Source organism: Stutzerimonas stutzeri KOS6 (assembly GCF_000307775.2).
Classification (GTDB): Bacteria; Pseudomonadota; Gammaproteobacteria; order Pseudomonadales; family Pseudomonadaceae; genus Stutzerimonas; species Stutzerimonas stutzeri_B.
In genome coordinates this window covers 412,533-426,592 of record NZ_KK020677.1, presented here as the reverse complement: position 1 = coordinate 426,592, position 14,060 = coordinate 412,533, and the positions used below count along the sequence as shown (strand labels likewise).

General features: G+C 63.1%; 12 protein-coding genes. 3 read left to right on the top strand and 9 right to left on the bottom strand.

Going from position 1 to position 14,060, the window contains the following annotated elements; genetic code table 11:
- Window positions 1-61: 61 nt before the first annotated feature.
- The 5 genes from purL to B597_RS42380 form a co-directional block, all read right to left on the bottom strand.
- Window positions 62-3,958 (bottom strand): phosphoribosylformylglycinamidine synthase, encoded by a 3,897-nt coding sequence (purL, locus tag B597_RS42400; protein WP_003293641.1) that lies wholly within the window; start codon window positions 3,956-3,958, stop codon window positions 62-64.
- Between the two features lie 178 nt (window positions 3,959-4,136).
- On the bottom strand, window positions 4,137-4,904 hold the full coding sequence (locus B597_RS42395) for an amino acid ABC transporter ATP-binding protein (RefSeq protein WP_003293643.1): 768 nt from the start codon (window positions 4,902-4,904) through the stop codon (window positions 4,137-4,139).
- A 9-nt stretch (window positions 4,905-4,913) separates the two neighbouring features.
- Window positions 4,914-6,011 carry an amino acid ABC transporter permease gene (locus tag B597_RS42390; protein ID WP_003293644.1) on the bottom strand — a complete coding sequence of 366 codons (1,098 nt, stop codon included), beginning with the start codon at window positions 6,009-6,011 and terminating at the stop codon, window positions 4,914-4,916.
- 4 nt (window positions 6,012-6,015) lie between these two features.
- The gene (locus B597_RS42385; RefSeq protein ID WP_003293647.1) at window positions 6,016-7,200 is read right to left on the bottom strand and encodes an amino acid ABC transporter permease; all 1,185 of its coding nucleotides are present in this window, start codon (window positions 7,198-7,200) and stop codon (window positions 6,016-6,018) included.
- Window positions 7,201-7,291: 91 nt separating this feature from the next.
- The gene (locus tag B597_RS42380; RefSeq protein ID WP_024162427.1) at window positions 7,292-8,320 is read right to left on the bottom strand and encodes an amino acid ABC transporter substrate-binding protein; all 1,029 of its coding nucleotides are present in this window, start codon (window positions 8,318-8,320) and stop codon (window positions 7,292-7,294) included.
- 319 nt (window positions 8,321-8,639) lie between these two features.
- Between B597_RS42380 and B597_RS42375 the strand changes: the two genes are divergently transcribed.
- The 3 genes from B597_RS42375 (at window position 8,640) to B597_RS47435 (ending at window position 11,172) form a co-directional block, all read left to right on the top strand.
- Window positions 8,640-9,299 carry an alpha/beta hydrolase gene (locus tag B597_RS42375; protein ID WP_003293649.1) on the top strand — a complete coding sequence of 220 codons (660 nt, stop codon included), beginning with the start codon at window positions 8,640-8,642 and terminating at the stop codon, window positions 9,297-9,299.
- Window positions 9,300-9,444: 145 nt separating this feature from the next.
- Complete coding sequence (rhlB, locus tag B597_RS42370) at window positions 9,445-10,881, top strand: ATP-dependent RNA helicase RhlB (RefSeq protein WP_031323724.1); 1,437 nt, start codon at window positions 9,445-9,447, stop codon at window positions 10,879-10,881.
- Window positions 10,882-11,007: 126 nt separating this feature from the next.
- Window positions 11,008-11,172, top strand: a complete 165-nt coding sequence (locus B597_RS47435; RefSeq protein WP_003293652.1) for a hypothetical protein — start codon at window positions 11,008-11,010, stop codon at window positions 11,170-11,172.
- A 4-nt stretch (window positions 11,173-11,176) separates the two neighbouring features.
- Here the strand turns inward: B597_RS47435 and moaE are convergent, their stop codons facing one another.
- From moaE to B597_RS42350, 4 genes are all read right to left on the bottom strand, one after another.
- Window positions 11,177-11,635, bottom strand: coding sequence for a molybdopterin synthase catalytic subunit MoaE (moaE, locus tag B597_RS42365; protein WP_003293653.1), 459 nt, complete (start codon window positions 11,633-11,635; stop codon window positions 11,177-11,179).
- A 2-nt stretch (window positions 11,636-11,637) separates the two neighbouring features.
- On the bottom strand, window positions 11,638-11,886 hold the full coding sequence (locus B597_RS42360) for a MoaD/ThiS family protein (protein ID WP_003293655.1): 249 nt from the start codon (window positions 11,884-11,886) through the stop codon (window positions 11,638-11,640).
- A complete protein-coding gene (moaC, locus tag B597_RS42355; protein WP_003293657.1) occupies window positions 11,883-12,353 on the bottom strand; it encodes a cyclic pyranopterin monophosphate synthase MoaC in 471 nt (156 codons plus the stop codon). The genes B597_RS42360 and moaC overlap by 4 nt, the downstream gene beginning before the upstream one ends.
- 113 nt (window positions 12,354-12,466) lie before the next feature.
- Entirely contained in the window at window positions 12,467-13,855 is a 1,389-nt protein-coding gene (locus tag B597_RS42350; protein WP_003293658.1) for a PhoH family protein, read from the bottom strand.
- Window positions 13,856-14,060 lie beyond the last annotated feature (205 nt).

Sequence of the window (14,060 nt, the reverse complement as noted above, 5' to 3'; positions counted from 1 at the left end):
AATAAAAAGCCCGCTGACGCGAGATCAGCGGGCTTTGCAGCGAGCCGGCCAACCGGCGCGATCAATCCACCCAGACGCGCGCGTTGCGGAACATGCGCATCCAGCCACCATCTTCCTGCCACTCATCAGGACGCCAGGAGTTGGTCACGGCACGGAACACCCGTTCCGGGTGCGGCATCATGATGGTCACCCGACCGTCGCGACTGCTGAGACCGGTGATGCCGCGGGGCGAGCCGTTCGGGTTGGCCGGATAACGCTCGGTGACCTTGCCATGGTTGTCGACATAGCGCAGCGCCACGGTGCCGGAGAGGTCGGCCTGCAGCATGGCCTCTTCGTTTTCGAACTCCGCGTGCCCTTCGCCATGGGCAATGGCGATCGGCAGACGCGAGCCGGCCATGCCCCGCAGGAAGATCGACGGCGAGTCCTGGATCTGGACCATCGCCACGCGCGCCTCGAACTGTTCCGAGCGGTTGCGCACGAAGTGCGGCCAGTTCTCGGTACCCGGGATCAGCTCGTGCAGGTTGCTCATCATCTGGCAGCCGTTGCACACACCCAGAGCGAAGCTGTCCCTGCGCTCGAAGAAGGCCTGGAAGCCATCGCGCGCACGCGCATTGAACAGGATCGACTTGGCCCAGCCCTCACCAGCACCGAGCACGTCGCCGTAGGAGAAACCGCCGCAGGCGACCAGCCCCTTGAAGTCCTCGAGGCTGACGCGACCGGAAAGGATGTCGCTCATGTGCACGTCAACCGCAGCGAAGCCGGCGCGGTCGAACGCGGCGGCCATCTCCACCTGGCCATTGACGCCCTGCTCACGCAGCACCGCTACCTGCGGACGAATGCCGCGCTTGATGTAGGGCGCGGCGACGTCCTGATTCACATCGAAGCTGAGCTTGACGCTGAGCCCGGGATTGTCCTCTTCCAGCAGCGAGTCGAATTCCTGATCGGCGCATTCGGCATTGTCACGCAGACGCTGGATCTGATAGCTGGTTTCGGCCCACTGGCGCTGCAGCAGACGACGATCGCCACTGAACACTTCGCTGCCGGCCAGCCTGATCGAAATATAGCCGTTGTTAGCCGGCTGGCCGATCACCGCGACGCAATCACCGAGGCCGGCGGCGCTGAACTGCGACAGCACCAGCTCGGTGTCGTCCTGACGCACCTGGATGACCGCACCCAACTCCTCGTTGAACAGCACCGCAGGCACGTCGTCGGCATCGTCCAGCAGGCCGTCGAGGTTCAGGTTCAACCCACAGTGGCCCGCAAATGCCATTTCCAGCACCGTGGTCAGCAGACCACCGTCGGAACGGTCGTGATAGGCCTGCAGCAGCCCATCGGCATTGAGCCCCTGAATGACGGCGAAGAAGGCGCTCAGGTCCTCGGCATCGTCGAGATCCGGTACTTCCCGGCCGAGCTTGCCGTAGACCTGGGCGAGAATCGACGCACCCAGACGATTCTGTCCGCGCCCGAGGTCGATCAGGATCAGGTCGGTGGCACCCCTGTCCAGACGCAGCTGTGGGGTCAGCGTCTGGCGGATGTCGACGACAGGGGCAAAGCCGGACACGATCAGCGACAGCGGCGAGGTCACGCTCTTCTCGGCGCCCTCTTCCGACCAGCGGGTCTTCATCGACATCGAGTCCTTGCCCACCGGGATGGTGATGCCCAGTTGCGGGCAGAGCTCCATGCCGACGGCGCGAACGGTGTCGTACAGGCGGGCGTCTTCGCCTGGATGACCGGCAGCGGCCATCCAGTTGGCCGACAGCTTGACGTCGGACAGCTTCTCGATGCGTGCCGCAGCGAGGTTGGTCAGGGTTTCGCCGATGGCCATGCGCCCGGAAGCAGGGGCATCCAGCAGCGCCAGCGGGGTGCGCTCGCCCATGGCCATGGCCTCGCCGGTACTGGCGTCATAGCTGGTCGCGGTCACGGCACAATCGGCCACCGGCACCTGCCAGGGGCCGACCATCTGGTCGCGGGCGACCTGGCCGGTGATGCTGCGGTCGCCGATGGTGATCAGGAAGCTCTTGCTGGCCACCGCCGGATGGCGCAGCACGCGCCCGACGGCCTCGTCCAGATAGACCGCCGCGGCATTGAAGTCATCGCCCAGTTCGGCCTCGCGCTGCGCGCTGCGGTGCATGCGCGGCGCCTTGCCGAGCAGGACGTTGAGCGGCATGTCCACCGGATTGTTGCCGAAATGGCTGTCGGCGACGGTCAGATGCGGCTCCTCGGTGGCCTCGCCGACCACTGCGAACGGGCAGCGCTCGCGCTCGCAGATGGCCTTGAAGCGCTCGAAATCGGCGGCGTCGACCGAAAGCACGTAGCGCTCCTGGGACTCGTTGCACCAGATTTCCAGCGGCGCCATGCCAGGCTCGTCGTTGGGGATGTTGCGCAGCTCGAAGCGCCCGCCACGGCCACCATCGTTGACCAGTTCGGGGAAGGCGTTGGACAGGCCACCGGCACCGACGTCATGGATGAACTTGATCGGGTTCTGCTCGCCGAGCTGCCAGCAGCGGTCGATGACTTCCTGGCAGCGACGCTCCATTTCCGGGTTGTCGCGCTGCACCGAGGCGAAATCCAGATCCGCCGAGCTGGTACCGGTGGCCATCGAGGATGCGGCACCACCGCCCAGGCCGATCAGCATCGCCGGGCCGCCAAGTACGATCAGTTTGCCGCCGACCGAAATCTCGCCCTTCTGCACATGGTCTTCACGGATGTTGCCCATGCCGCCGGCAAGCATGATCGGCTTGTGATAGCCGCGCACTTCCTCGCCACGCGGCGTGCTGATCGCCTGTTCGAAGGTGCGGAAGTAGCCGGTCAGCGCCGGACGACCGAATTCGTTGTTGAACGCGGCACCGCCCAGAGGGCCTTCGATCATGATGTCCAGCGGCGTGACGATACGCTCCGGCTTGCCGTAGGGCTTTTCCCAGGGCTGTTCGAAGCCGGGAATGTTCAGGTTGGAGACGGTGAAGCCGGTCAGGCCGGCCTTGGGCTTGGCACCACGGCCGGTGGCGCCTTCATCGCGAATCTCGCCACCGGAGCCGGTGGATGCGCCGGGGAACGGGGCGATGGCGGTCGGGTGGTTGTGGGTCTCCACCTTCATCAGGATATGCACCGGCTCCCGGCTCGCGGCGTACTCGCGCGTATCCGGGTTCGGGTAGAAGCGCCCGGCGACACTGCCGACGATCACAGCGGCATTGTCCTTGTAGGCCGAAAGCACGCCTTCGTTATGCAGCTGGTAGGTGTTCTTGATCATGCCGAACAGGGACTTGTCCTGGCTTTCGCCATCGATGTCCCAGCTGGCGTTGAAGATCTTGTGCCGGCAATGCTCGGAGTTGGCCTGGGCGAACATCATCAGTTCGATATCGTGCGGATTGCGCCCCAGCCCGCTGAAGGCCTGCACCAGGTAGTCGATCTCGTCCTCGGCCAGGGCCAGGCCCAGTTCGACGTTGGCCTGCTCCAGCGCGGCGCGACCACCGCCGAGGACGTCCACCGCCGTGAGCGGCTTGGGCTCGGCATGACTGAACAGGTTGGTCGCCTCCTCGAAACGGCCCAGCACCAGCTGCGTCATACGGTCGTGCAGGGTCGCAGCGACGAGCGCGGCGTCACCGTCGGACAACTCGCCCTGCACGTAATAGGCAATGCCCCGCTCCAGCCGCTGGATCTTCTCCAGGCCGCAGTTGTGGGCGATGTCGCTGGCCTTGCTCGACCAGGGCGAGATGGTGCCGAAACGCGGAATCACCAGGAACAACCGACCGGCCGGCTCCTGTACCGGCACGCTGGGGCCGTACTTCAGCAGGCGGGTCAGTACATGCTGCTCATCCGTGCCAAGCGCGCCGGAAACCTCGGCGAAATGGGCGAACTCGGCATACAGCCCGCTGACCGCGGGGACCTTTTCGGTCAGTTGTGCCAGGAGCTTGCCGTGACGGAAGGCGGAAAGAGCGGGAGCGCCGCGCAGGATCAACATCGTCGGAACAGCCTCGGAGGGGGGAGCAGTCGGGGGCGTATTCTAGCCCATGACGGCAGCCGAGCGTAGGTTGGGTTGAGGCGCATAGCGCTGAAGCCAACTCACACCGGCGCCATGCCCGACCCTCCGGCCGTTGGGCTTCGCTGCGCTCAACCCAACCTGCACGTTGCGGTGCCCGTCAATGCAATATCTGGCTGAGGAACAGCTTGGTCCTGTCATTTACCGGGTTGGTGAAGAAGACCTCTGGCTCGGCCTGCTCGACGATCTCACCCTTGTCCATGAAGATGACCCGATCGGCCACCGTGCGCGCGAAGCCCATCTCGTGGGTGACGCAGAGCATGGTCATGCCGCTTTCGGCGAGACTGACCATGGTATCGAGCACTTCCTTGACCATTTCCGGATCGAGCGCCGAGGTCGGTTCGTCGAACAACATGATCTTCGGCTTCATGCACAGTGCGCGGGCAATCGCCACGCGCTGCTGCTGGCCACCGGAGAGCTGACCGGGAAATTTGTTGGCCTGCTCCGGAATACGCACCCGCTCCAGATAATGCATGGCGATTTCCTCGGCCTGGCGGCGCGGCAGCTTGCGCACCCACATGGGTGCCAGGGTGCAGTTCTGCAGCACGGTCAGATGAGGAAACAGGTTGAAGTGCTGGAAGACCATGCCAACTTCGCTGCGGATCGCCTCGATCTGTTTCAGATCGTTGGTCAGCTCCACACCGTGGATGACGATGCGCCCCTGCTGGTGCTCCTCCAGTCGGTTCAGACAGCGGATGGTGGTTGACTTGCCGGACCCCGAGGGCCCGCACAGCACGATGCGCTCGCCCTGGCGCACGCTCAGATTGATGTCCTTGAGCACATGGAACTGGCCGAACCACTTGTGCACGCCCTGCATGCGAATGACCGGCTCGTTCGCCTGCCCGGCCTGCGCGATTGAATCACTCATATATCACTCCTAACGCTTGTGGCCGGTGTCCAGCTTGCGCTCCAGGCGCATCGAATAGCGGGACATGCCGAAACAGAACATCCAGTACACCAGCGCAGCGAACACATAGCCCTCGGTGGACATGCCCAGCCAGGCCGGGTCCGCAGTGGCGCGCTTGATGCTGTTGAGGAAGTCGAACAGGCCGATGATGATCACCAGGCTGGTGTCCTTGAACAGCGCGATGAAGGTATTGACGATGCCCGGAATCACCAGCTTCAGCGCCTGCGGCAGGATCACCAGCAGCGTACTGCGCCAATAGCCCAGTCCCATTGCAGCGGCAGCTTCGTATTGCCCCTTGGGGATCGCCTGCAGGCCACCACGTACCACTTCGGCGACATAGGCAGCCTCGAAGAACACCACCATCAGCATCGCCCGCAGCAGCTTGTCCAGGTTCATGCCTTCGGGCAGGAACAGCGGCAGCATCACCGAGGACATGAACAACACGGTGATCAGCGGCACGCCGCGCCAGAACTCGATGAAGGTCACGCATAGCACACGAATCGCCGGCATGTCCGAACGCCGCCCCAGCGCCAGCAGGATGCCCAGTGGCAGGGCACCGGCAATGCCCACGGCGGCGATCACCACGGTCAGCATCAGCCCGCCCCACTGGCTGGTGGGCACCGTCTGCAGGCCGAAGAATCCGCCATGCAGCAGCCAATAGGCCAGCAGTGGATAGACCAGCAGGTAGCCCAAGCCATAGCGCAGTTTGTGCGGCATCTGCCGCAGCAGCAGCGGGGCTGCGCCAATGATCGCCAACCATGCCGCCGCATCGACCCGCCAGCGCAGCTCCGTGGGATAGAAGCCATACATGAACTGACCGAAACGCGTCTGCACGAAGACCCAGCAGGCTCCTTCACGACTGCAGTCGGCACGTGTTTCGCCGCTCCAGTCCGCCTTGAAGATGGCCCACTCGAGCACCGGAGGCACAACCAGCCAGAGCAGGTACAGCCCCACCAGCGTAAGCAAGGTATTGATCCAGCTGGAGAACAGATTGGCCCGCAACCAGCCGAGTGCGCCAATACTGATGGTCGGCGGCGGCAGGTCGGGCTTGAAGGTATGAATGGTCATGCGCTCACCGCTCGATCAGCGCAATGCGCTTGTTGTACCAGTTCATCAGCAACGAGATGCTGATGCTGATGGCCAGATAGACGCTCATGGTGATGGCCATGGTCTCGATGGCCTGCCCGGTCTGGTTGAGCACCGTGCCGGCGAACAGCGACACCATGTCCGGATAACCGATGGCGGCAGCGAGGGACGAGTTCTTCGCCAGGTTCAGGTACTGACTGGTGAGCGGCGGAACGATCACCCTCAGTGCCTGCGGCACGATCACCAGTCGCAATACCTGCGCAGGGCGCAGCCCGAGGGACGACGCAGCCTCGGTCTGACCGTGGCTGACCGACTGAATCCCCGAGCGTACGGTTTCGCCGATGAAGGCAGCGGTATAGACCGATAGCGCCACGACGATCGAGACCAGTTCCGGTATGACCACCCAGCCGCCGCGGATATTGAAGCGCTGCAGCTGCGGTACCTCCCAGGTGAAAGGTGACCCCGCAACGAGCGTCATCAGCCAGGGCAATACCAGAAACAGCCCGAGGCTGGTCCAGAACACCGGAAACATTTGGCCGGTCGCATGCTGCCGGGCGCGCGCCCACCGATTGAGCAGGACCACCGCGACGAGCGCAACGAACAACGCCACCCAGAACGCCCAGAACCCTTCGGCGGCGCTGGGTGCCGGCATCTGCACGCCACGGTTGTTGAGGAACACCGCATCCAGCAGGCTCAGGCTGTCGCGAGGCCCTGGCAGCGGACCGATTACCGCGAAATACACGAAGAAAATAAGCAACAGCGGCGGGATATTGCGGAATATCTCGATGTACAGCGTGGCCAGTTGACGAATCAGCCAGTTGCTCGACAGGCGGCCTACGCCGAGGATGAAACCCATCACCGTTGCCAGCACGATGCCGATCACGCTGACCAGCAACGTATTGAGCAACCCGACCCAGAACACGCGCCCGTACGTATCGCTCTCGCTGTAGTCGATCAGGTGCTGGGAAATGCCGAACCCGGCGGCATTGTCCAGGAAGCCGAACCCGGAGGTGATGCCGCGATGGGCAAGGTTGGTCTGGGTGTTGTGGAACAGGTACCAGCCGAATGCAACGACGGCGATGACAGCAATAATCTGAAACAGCCATGCCCGCGCCTTAGGATCGTTCAGTAGCGATCCGCTGGCCGGCCTGGGATTGTCGATGGTTCGCATCGAAAGTCCTCATACGGCAGCGCCGGCGCGTTGTACGCACCGGCGACGCGTTCTCCCTTTGGTAACGGGCCGGCAAACCCGGCCCGCTCGATCAACGTACTGGCGGAGCGTATTGCACGCCGCCGTTGTTCCAGAGGGCATTGAGGCCGCGTTCGATCTTCAGCTCGCTGCCGGCACCGACGTTGCGATCGAAGATCTCACCATAGTTACCGACCTGCTTGACGATTTGCACTGCCCAGTCCTTAGGCAGCTTGAGATCCTTGCCGTATTCCCCTTCGACGCCGAGCAGGCGCGCCACGTCGGGATTCTTGGTGCTCTTGGCCTTTTCCTCGACGTTTGCCGAGGTGATGCCCAGCTCTTCGGCATTGAGCATGGCGAACAGGCTCCAGCGCACGATATCGAACCACTCCTCGTCACCCTGACGAACCGCAGGGCCGAGCGGCTCCTTGGAGATCACCTCCGGCAGCACCACATACTCGTCGGGATTGGCGAGCTTGATGCGCTGGGCGTACAGCTGCGACTGATCGGATGTCAGTACATCGCAACGCCCCGACTCCAGCGACTTGGCGCTCTCGTCGGAGGTGTCATAAGTAATGGGGGTGTATTTCAGATTGTTGGCGCGGAAATAGTCGGAAAGGTTGAGCTCCGTGGTCGTGCCCGCCTGGATGCAGACGGTGGCGCCATCCAGTTCCTTGGCGCTCTTGACGCCAAGCTCCTTGTTTACGAGGAAGCCCTGCCCGTCGTAGTAGGTCACGCCGGTGAAATTCAACCCCATCGCTGCATCCCGCGAGCTGGTCCAGGTGGTGTTGCGCGACAGCATGTCCACTTCACCCGATTGCAGGGCGGTGAAGCGCTCCTTCGCCGTCAATGGGCTGTACTTGACCTTGTTCGCATCACCGAAGACCGCTGCGGCTACTGCACGGCAGACATCCACGTCGAGGCCCTGATAATTGCCCTTGGCATCGGCGAACGAGAAGCCTGGAAGGCCGTCGCTGATGCCGCACTGCACGAAGCCCTTCTTCTGCACCGCATCGAGGGTCGCCCCCGCCTGCGCCATCCCACTCACCCCCAGCAGTGACACAGCACCCAGCGCAGCCAGTGTGGATTTCACCCTAATCATCGAAACCTCCAGTTTGCTTTCTTATTCTCGGGTTCGACCGTCCCCCTGCGCTGTCCAGCCGGAAGCAGCGAAGCGGCGATAGCCTGACCTGAGTTTAGTCGCCCATGGATGATCGGCAATGTTCTTTGTGCCATTACCGGTCCGCTCAGAGCCAGGCAGTACAAAGCAAGCGGCGTACCAGCTCGGCAAAGGGTGCAGCCCAGACATGCTGGCGCGGGTTCTATCGTTGCCCGCTAGCGAGTAACCTCACGATTACTTCCTCGCTGGCGGCGCCAAATGCCCCAAGACGAGGCAACTCGCCCCCAACTGGAGCCGATCCATGAGCGAACCCTTGATTCTCGACCCGGCCGACCCCGCCGACGCCTGCGTTATCTGGCTGCACGGCCTGGGCGCCGATCGCTATGACTTTCTGCCAGTCGCCGAAGCGCTGCAGCAACGCCTGTGCAGCACCCGCTTCATCCTGCCGCAGGCTCCGACACGCCCGGTGACGATCAACGGCGGCTGGAGCATGCCGAGCTGGTACGACATTCTTGCCATGAGCCCGGCCAGGGCGATCGATCGCGAACAGCTCGAGGCTTCAGCACAACAGGTCATCCGCCTGATCGAAGCGCAGCGGGATGCCGGGATCGACCCGAAGCGAATCGTTCTCGCCGGCTTCTCCCAGGGCGGCGCGGTCGTTCTGCATACGGCCTTTCTCCGCTGGCAGGGACCGCTAGGCGGCGTCATCGCCCTGTCGACGTACGCACCGACATTCACCGAGCCGTCGGCCATTTTCACCCAGGCACTCGGCTATCCGACACTGTGCCTGCATGGCAGCCGCGACGATGTGGTGCCGGCGGCAATGGGTCGTGCGGCCTACCAGTGCTTGCGCGACGCCGGCGTTGACGCGACGTGGCGCGAATACCCCATGAGCCATGAAGTGTTACCGGAGGAGATCCGCGACATCGCCGACTGGCTCGCGCCGCTGCTTGCCCGATAGGGGCGCGCACCTCATCGCCAGCGGGTCGCACAGCTCGCTGGCTGGCGCCGCAACGCCAGACGTAACCGAGCGCGAGACTTCGCCATACCGGCGTCTTGCATTACACTGACGCGCGATTCTTTCCTAATTCGACGACGAGAAGACCGTGCTCAAAGCACTCAAGAAAATCTTTGGCAAGGCCCCCGACAAGCAGGCCGACGTAGTGGCCAGCGCCGGGCCTGCCGGTGACGAGACGCCACCACATAACCCCCCGGCCCGACAAAACGCCGAGGCCGCCGAGCGCCTCCCCACGCAGCAACCCGCGCCACGCTCCAGTGAAAAGCCACGACGCCCGCGTAACAACAAGCCGGCAAGGCCCGCTGCGCCCGCCTGGAAACTGGAAGACTTCGTGGTCGAGCCGGCCGAAGGCAAGACCCGCTTCCACGACTTCAAGCTCGCCCCCGAGCTGATGCATGCGATCCACGACCTGGGATTCCCCTACTGCACGCCGATCCAGGCCCAGGTGCTCGGCTACACGCTGGCCGGCAGAGACGCCATCGGTCGCGCCCAGACCGGCACGGGCAAGACGGCTGCCTTTCTCATCTCCACCATCACTCAGTTGCTCCAGACGCCGCCGCCCAAGGATCGCTACATGGGCGAGCCACGCGCACTGATCATCGCCCCTACCCGCGAACTGGTGGTGCAGATCGCCAACGACGCGCTGGACCTGACCAAGTACACCGGGCTGAATGTGATGAGCTTCGTCGGCGGCATGGACTTCGACAAGCAGCTCAAGCTGCTGGAATCGAAGTACTGCGACATTCTGGTTGCCACGCCCGGGCGCCTGCTGGATTTCAACCAGCGTGGCGAGGTGCACCTGGACATGGTCGAGGTGATGGTGCTGGACGAAGCCGACCGCATGCTCGACATGGGCTTCATTCCGCAGGTCCGCCAGATCATCCGACAGACACCACCCAAGAGCGAACGTCAGACCCTGCTGTTCTCCGCCACCTTCACCGACGACGTGATGAACCTGGCGCAGCAGTGGACGACCAATCCCGCGGTAGTCGAAATCGAGCCGGAGAACGTGGCCAGCGACACCGTCGAGCAGCATGTCTACGCCGTGGCCGGCAGCGACAAGTACAAGCTGTTGTACAACCTGATCACCCAGAACGACTGGACGCGGGTAATGGTCTTCGCCAACCGCAAGGACGAAGTGCGGCGCATCGAAGAGCGCCTGACCCGCGACGGCATCAGTGCTGCGCAGATGTCCGGCGACGTACCGCAGCACAAGCGTATCCGCACGTTGGAAGGCTTTCGTGAAGGCAAGATCCGCGTACTGGTGGCCACCGACGTCGCCGGTCGAGGCATTCACGTCGATGGCATCAGCCATGTGATCAATTTCACCCTGCCGGAAGATCCCGACGATTACGTGCACCGCATCGGCCGCACCGGCCGTGCCGGCACCAGCGGCACGTCAATCAGCTTCGCCGGCGAAGACGACTCCTTTGCGCTGCCGCCCATCGAGGCACTGATCGGCCGCAAGATACAGTGCGAAATGCCGCCGGCAGAACTGCTCACCCCGGTACCCCAAGCACGTTGAGTCCCTCCGGCGTGACCTCGGCGCGCCGTATTCCTGATCCACTGCCTGACTCGATGATCTGAGTCAGGCGGCGATCATCGTCGGGCGGCTAGAGTTGTACCCGGAATCAGGATCGAGGAGGCACCGATGGACAGCATTCACTGGCTTCTGACGCTCATCGTCATCGGTTTCGTCATGCTCTGCGTGGGTTTCAACTACCGGGATACGCAATGGGGCGTCGGCCTGCTGAGCTTGGGCGTGCTGACCATGTTCTCGACGCTGGCCTTCAAGATCTACATCACCTTCCCCTGAAGGCTCAGCCTTCCTCGCGCCAGCGTTCGGCCGCCAGCTGATCGCTGGCGCGACCCTCTACCCAGCGCGGTCCCGACGTGGTGTTCTCCTTCTTCCAGAACGGCGCCCGCGTTTTCAGGTAATCCATCACGAAACGACAGGCGTCGAAGGCCGCATCGCGATGGGCACTGGCGGCACCGACGAAAACGATGGGTTCGCCAGGCTCCAGCGGACCGACGCGGTGCAGAACATCCAGGCGCAGCAGCGGCCAGCGCTGTTGGGCCTCCTCGACAATCTTCGCCAACGCCTTCTCGGTCATGCCTGGCGCATGCTCGAGGAACATGCCGGCAACTTCCTGCCCGTCGTTGAAGTCGCGCACGTAACCAACGAACCCGGCTACCGCACCGATGCCGAGATTGGCCGCATGCAGCGCATTGAGCTCGGCACCGGGATCGAACGGCGCCTGCTGTACACGAACGCTCATGCTCAGCCTCCGGTCACGGTAGGGAAAAAGGCCAGCTCGTCGCCATCGACGACCGGCTCCTCGAGACTGCAAAGCTCCTGATTGCGCGCGCACATCAGGTTCTGCTCGGCGAGCACCTCCCAGGCACCGCCACGGGCAAGCAGCTGCAGGCGCACGTCATTCACGCTGGCGAGCGAGGCATCCCAGTCCAGGCGCTCGCCGTCCGAACCAAGGGTTTCCCGATAACGGGCGAAAAACTGAATGTTGATCATGCCTGCACCTGCCAATGACCGCTCTTGCCGCCCAGCTTCTCCAGTAAACGCACGCCTTCGATCACCATGCCGCGATCCACCGCCTTGCACATATCGTAGATCGTCAACGCCGCGACACTGGCCGCAGTCAGCGCCTCCATCTCGACCCCGGTCTGTCCCGCCAGCTTGCACGCGGCGCGAATCAGGACGCCATCCTCGCCGTCCGCCTCCAGTTCGACCTTGATACTGGTGAGCAGCAACGGATGACACAGCGGAATCAGATCATGGGTCTTCTTCGCCGCCTGGATGCCGGCGATACGGGCTACGGCGAAGACGTCGCCCTTGGGATGACCGCCCTGCTGAATCATCTGTAGCGTCTGCGGCAGCATCCGCACGCGGGCCTCGGCTACGGCTTCGCGCGCGGTGACGGCCTTGTGGGTGACATCGACCATGCTGGCACGGCCTTGGGAATCGAGGTGGGTGAGCATCGCTGAACCTTATTTGTCATTGGATCAGGCGCAGTCTAACCGATGGAGGCTGGACGAAATGAAGCCACCTTTCTCGTCCAGCCTCAAGCGCTGCTATCGGCTTCTCGACTTCGCTACATGTGCGCTTCGGCGTACTCGGCGAGTACCGAGCGCGGAACGCCCTGCAGGGTGATGTGCACACCGTGGGAGAAGTCCTTGAAGCGCTCGGTGAGATAGGTCAGTCCGGAGCTGGTAGCCGACAGGTAAGGCGTATCGATCTGCGCCAGGTTGCCCAGACAGACGACCTTCGAACCGTTGCCGGCGCGGGTGATGATGGTCTTCATCTGGTGGGGGGTAAGGTTCTGGCACTCGTCGATCAGGATCAGGCTCTGCTGGAAGCTGCGACCACGGATGTAGTTCAGCGATTTGAACTGCAGCGGCACCTTCTGCAGGATGTAGTCGATGCTGCCGTGGGTGCTCTCATCCTCCATGTGCAGGGCTTCGAGGTTATCGGTGATCGCACCGAGCCAGGGCTCCATCTTTTCCGCCTCGGTGCCTGGCAGAAAGCCGATATCCTCGTCCAGGCCCTGCACGCTGCGGGTGGCGATGATGCGCCGGTAACGCTTGCTGACCACGGTCTGCTCAATGGCAGCAGCCAGGGCGAGGATGGTCTTGCCCGAACCCGCGGCACCTGACAGGTTGACCAGATGGATGTCTGGATCGAGCAAGGCAAACAGCGCCAGCGCCTGATGGATGTCGCGCGGCCGCAAGCCCCAGGCTTCCTGATGCAGCAGCGGCTCCTGATGCAGGTCGAGCAAGAGCAGCTCGTCGGCCTTGATGCCCTTGATCCAGCCGACGAAACCCTGCTCGTCGATGATGAACTCGTTGATATGCACAGCCGGCAGGTTGTCCGTCAGCTGAACGCGATGCCAGGTGCGCCCATGGCCCTGATGGGTTTCCACCTTGCTCACGCGGTCCCAGAACGACCCGGTGACGCTGTGATAGCCCCGCGACAGCTGGCCCACATCGTCAACCAACTGATCGGTGTGGTAGTCCTCCGCAGCCACGCCGCAGGCACGCGCCTTCAGGCGCATATTGATGTCCTTGGTCACCAGTACTACCGGCACGTCGGGGCGCTGCCGGCTGAGCTCGACGACCTGATTGATGATCTTGTTGTCGTTCAGGTCTTCCGGGAGCGCACTGGTTTCGCCGCGCTTGCTCATCAGAATAGAAAGGCTGCCGCACGGCCCGCTCTTGCCCCGCCGGATCGGCACACCCTGCTCGACTTCTTCCGGCGTGGCGTCGCCCAGCAGCTTGTCGATCAGGCGGATAGCCTGACGGCACTCGGCCGCCACGCTGTGTTTTCCTGTCTTGAGTTGATCGAGCTCTTCGAGCACGGTCATGGGAATCGCGACCTGGTGCTCCTGAAAATTCAGCAAGGCATTGGGATCGTGGATCAGTACATTCGTGTCGAGCACGTATAGCGTGGGCTGGGTCGCGCGAGGTCTGCCGTAGTCATCCATACCGATCACCTTCTCTAGCTAGGGCCAGAAGCGAAGCGCTGCAAGCGCTCCGCCGCAGAGTGACCGCCATGCGATTCAGGTGAGCGGACGAGGGGAGCCGGTGGATTCGGGGCTACCCAGGAGCCGCCACCTGTGTCGCAGGGTCCGGCGGTCTGAACTTGGTAATACCGTAAAAGTTATGACAGGCAAAAGACTTTTCCGTTGA

Excerpts from the sequence above, each read along its gene's own strand:
- purL (WP_003293641.1), bottom strand. The coding sequence starts at position 3,958 with ATGTTGATCCTGCGCGGCGCTCCCGCTCTTTCCGCCTTCCGTCACGGC.
- B597_RS42395 (WP_003293643.1), bottom strand. The coding sequence starts at position 4,904 with ATGAGTGATTCAATCGCGCAGGCCGGGCAGGCGAACGAGCCGGTCATT.
- B597_RS42390 (WP_003293644.1), bottom strand. The coding sequence starts at position 6,011 with ATGACCATTCATACCTTCAAGCCCGACCTGCCGCCGCCGACCATCAGT.
- B597_RS42385 (WP_003293647.1), bottom strand. The coding sequence starts at position 7,200 with ATGCGAACCATCGACAATCCCAGGCCGGCCAGCGGATCGCTACTGAAC.
- B597_RS42380 (WP_024162427.1), bottom strand. The coding sequence starts at position 8,320 with ATGATTAGGGTGAAATCCACACTGGCTGCGCTGGGTGCTGTGTCACTG.
- B597_RS42375 (WP_003293649.1), top strand. The coding sequence starts at position 8,640 with ATGAGCGAACCCTTGATTCTCGACCCGGCCGACCCCGCCGACGCCTGC.
- B597_RS47435 (WP_003293652.1), top strand. The coding sequence starts at position 11,008 with ATGGACAGCATTCACTGGCTTCTGACGCTCATCGTCATCGGTTTCGTC.
- moaE (WP_003293653.1), bottom strand. The coding sequence starts at position 11,635 with ATGAGCGTTCGTGTACAGCAGGCGCCGTTCGATCCCGGTGCCGAGCTC.
- B597_RS42360 (WP_003293655.1), bottom strand. The coding sequence starts at position 11,886 with ATGATCAACATTCAGTTTTTCGCCCGTTATCGGGAAACCCTTGGTTCG.
- moaC (WP_003293657.1), bottom strand. The coding sequence starts at position 12,353 with ATGCTCACCCACCTCGATTCCCAAGGCCGTGCCAGCATGGTCGATGTC.
- B597_RS42350 (WP_003293658.1), bottom strand. The coding sequence starts at position 13,855 with ATGGATGACTACGGCAGACCTCGCGCGACCCAGCCCACGCTATACGTG.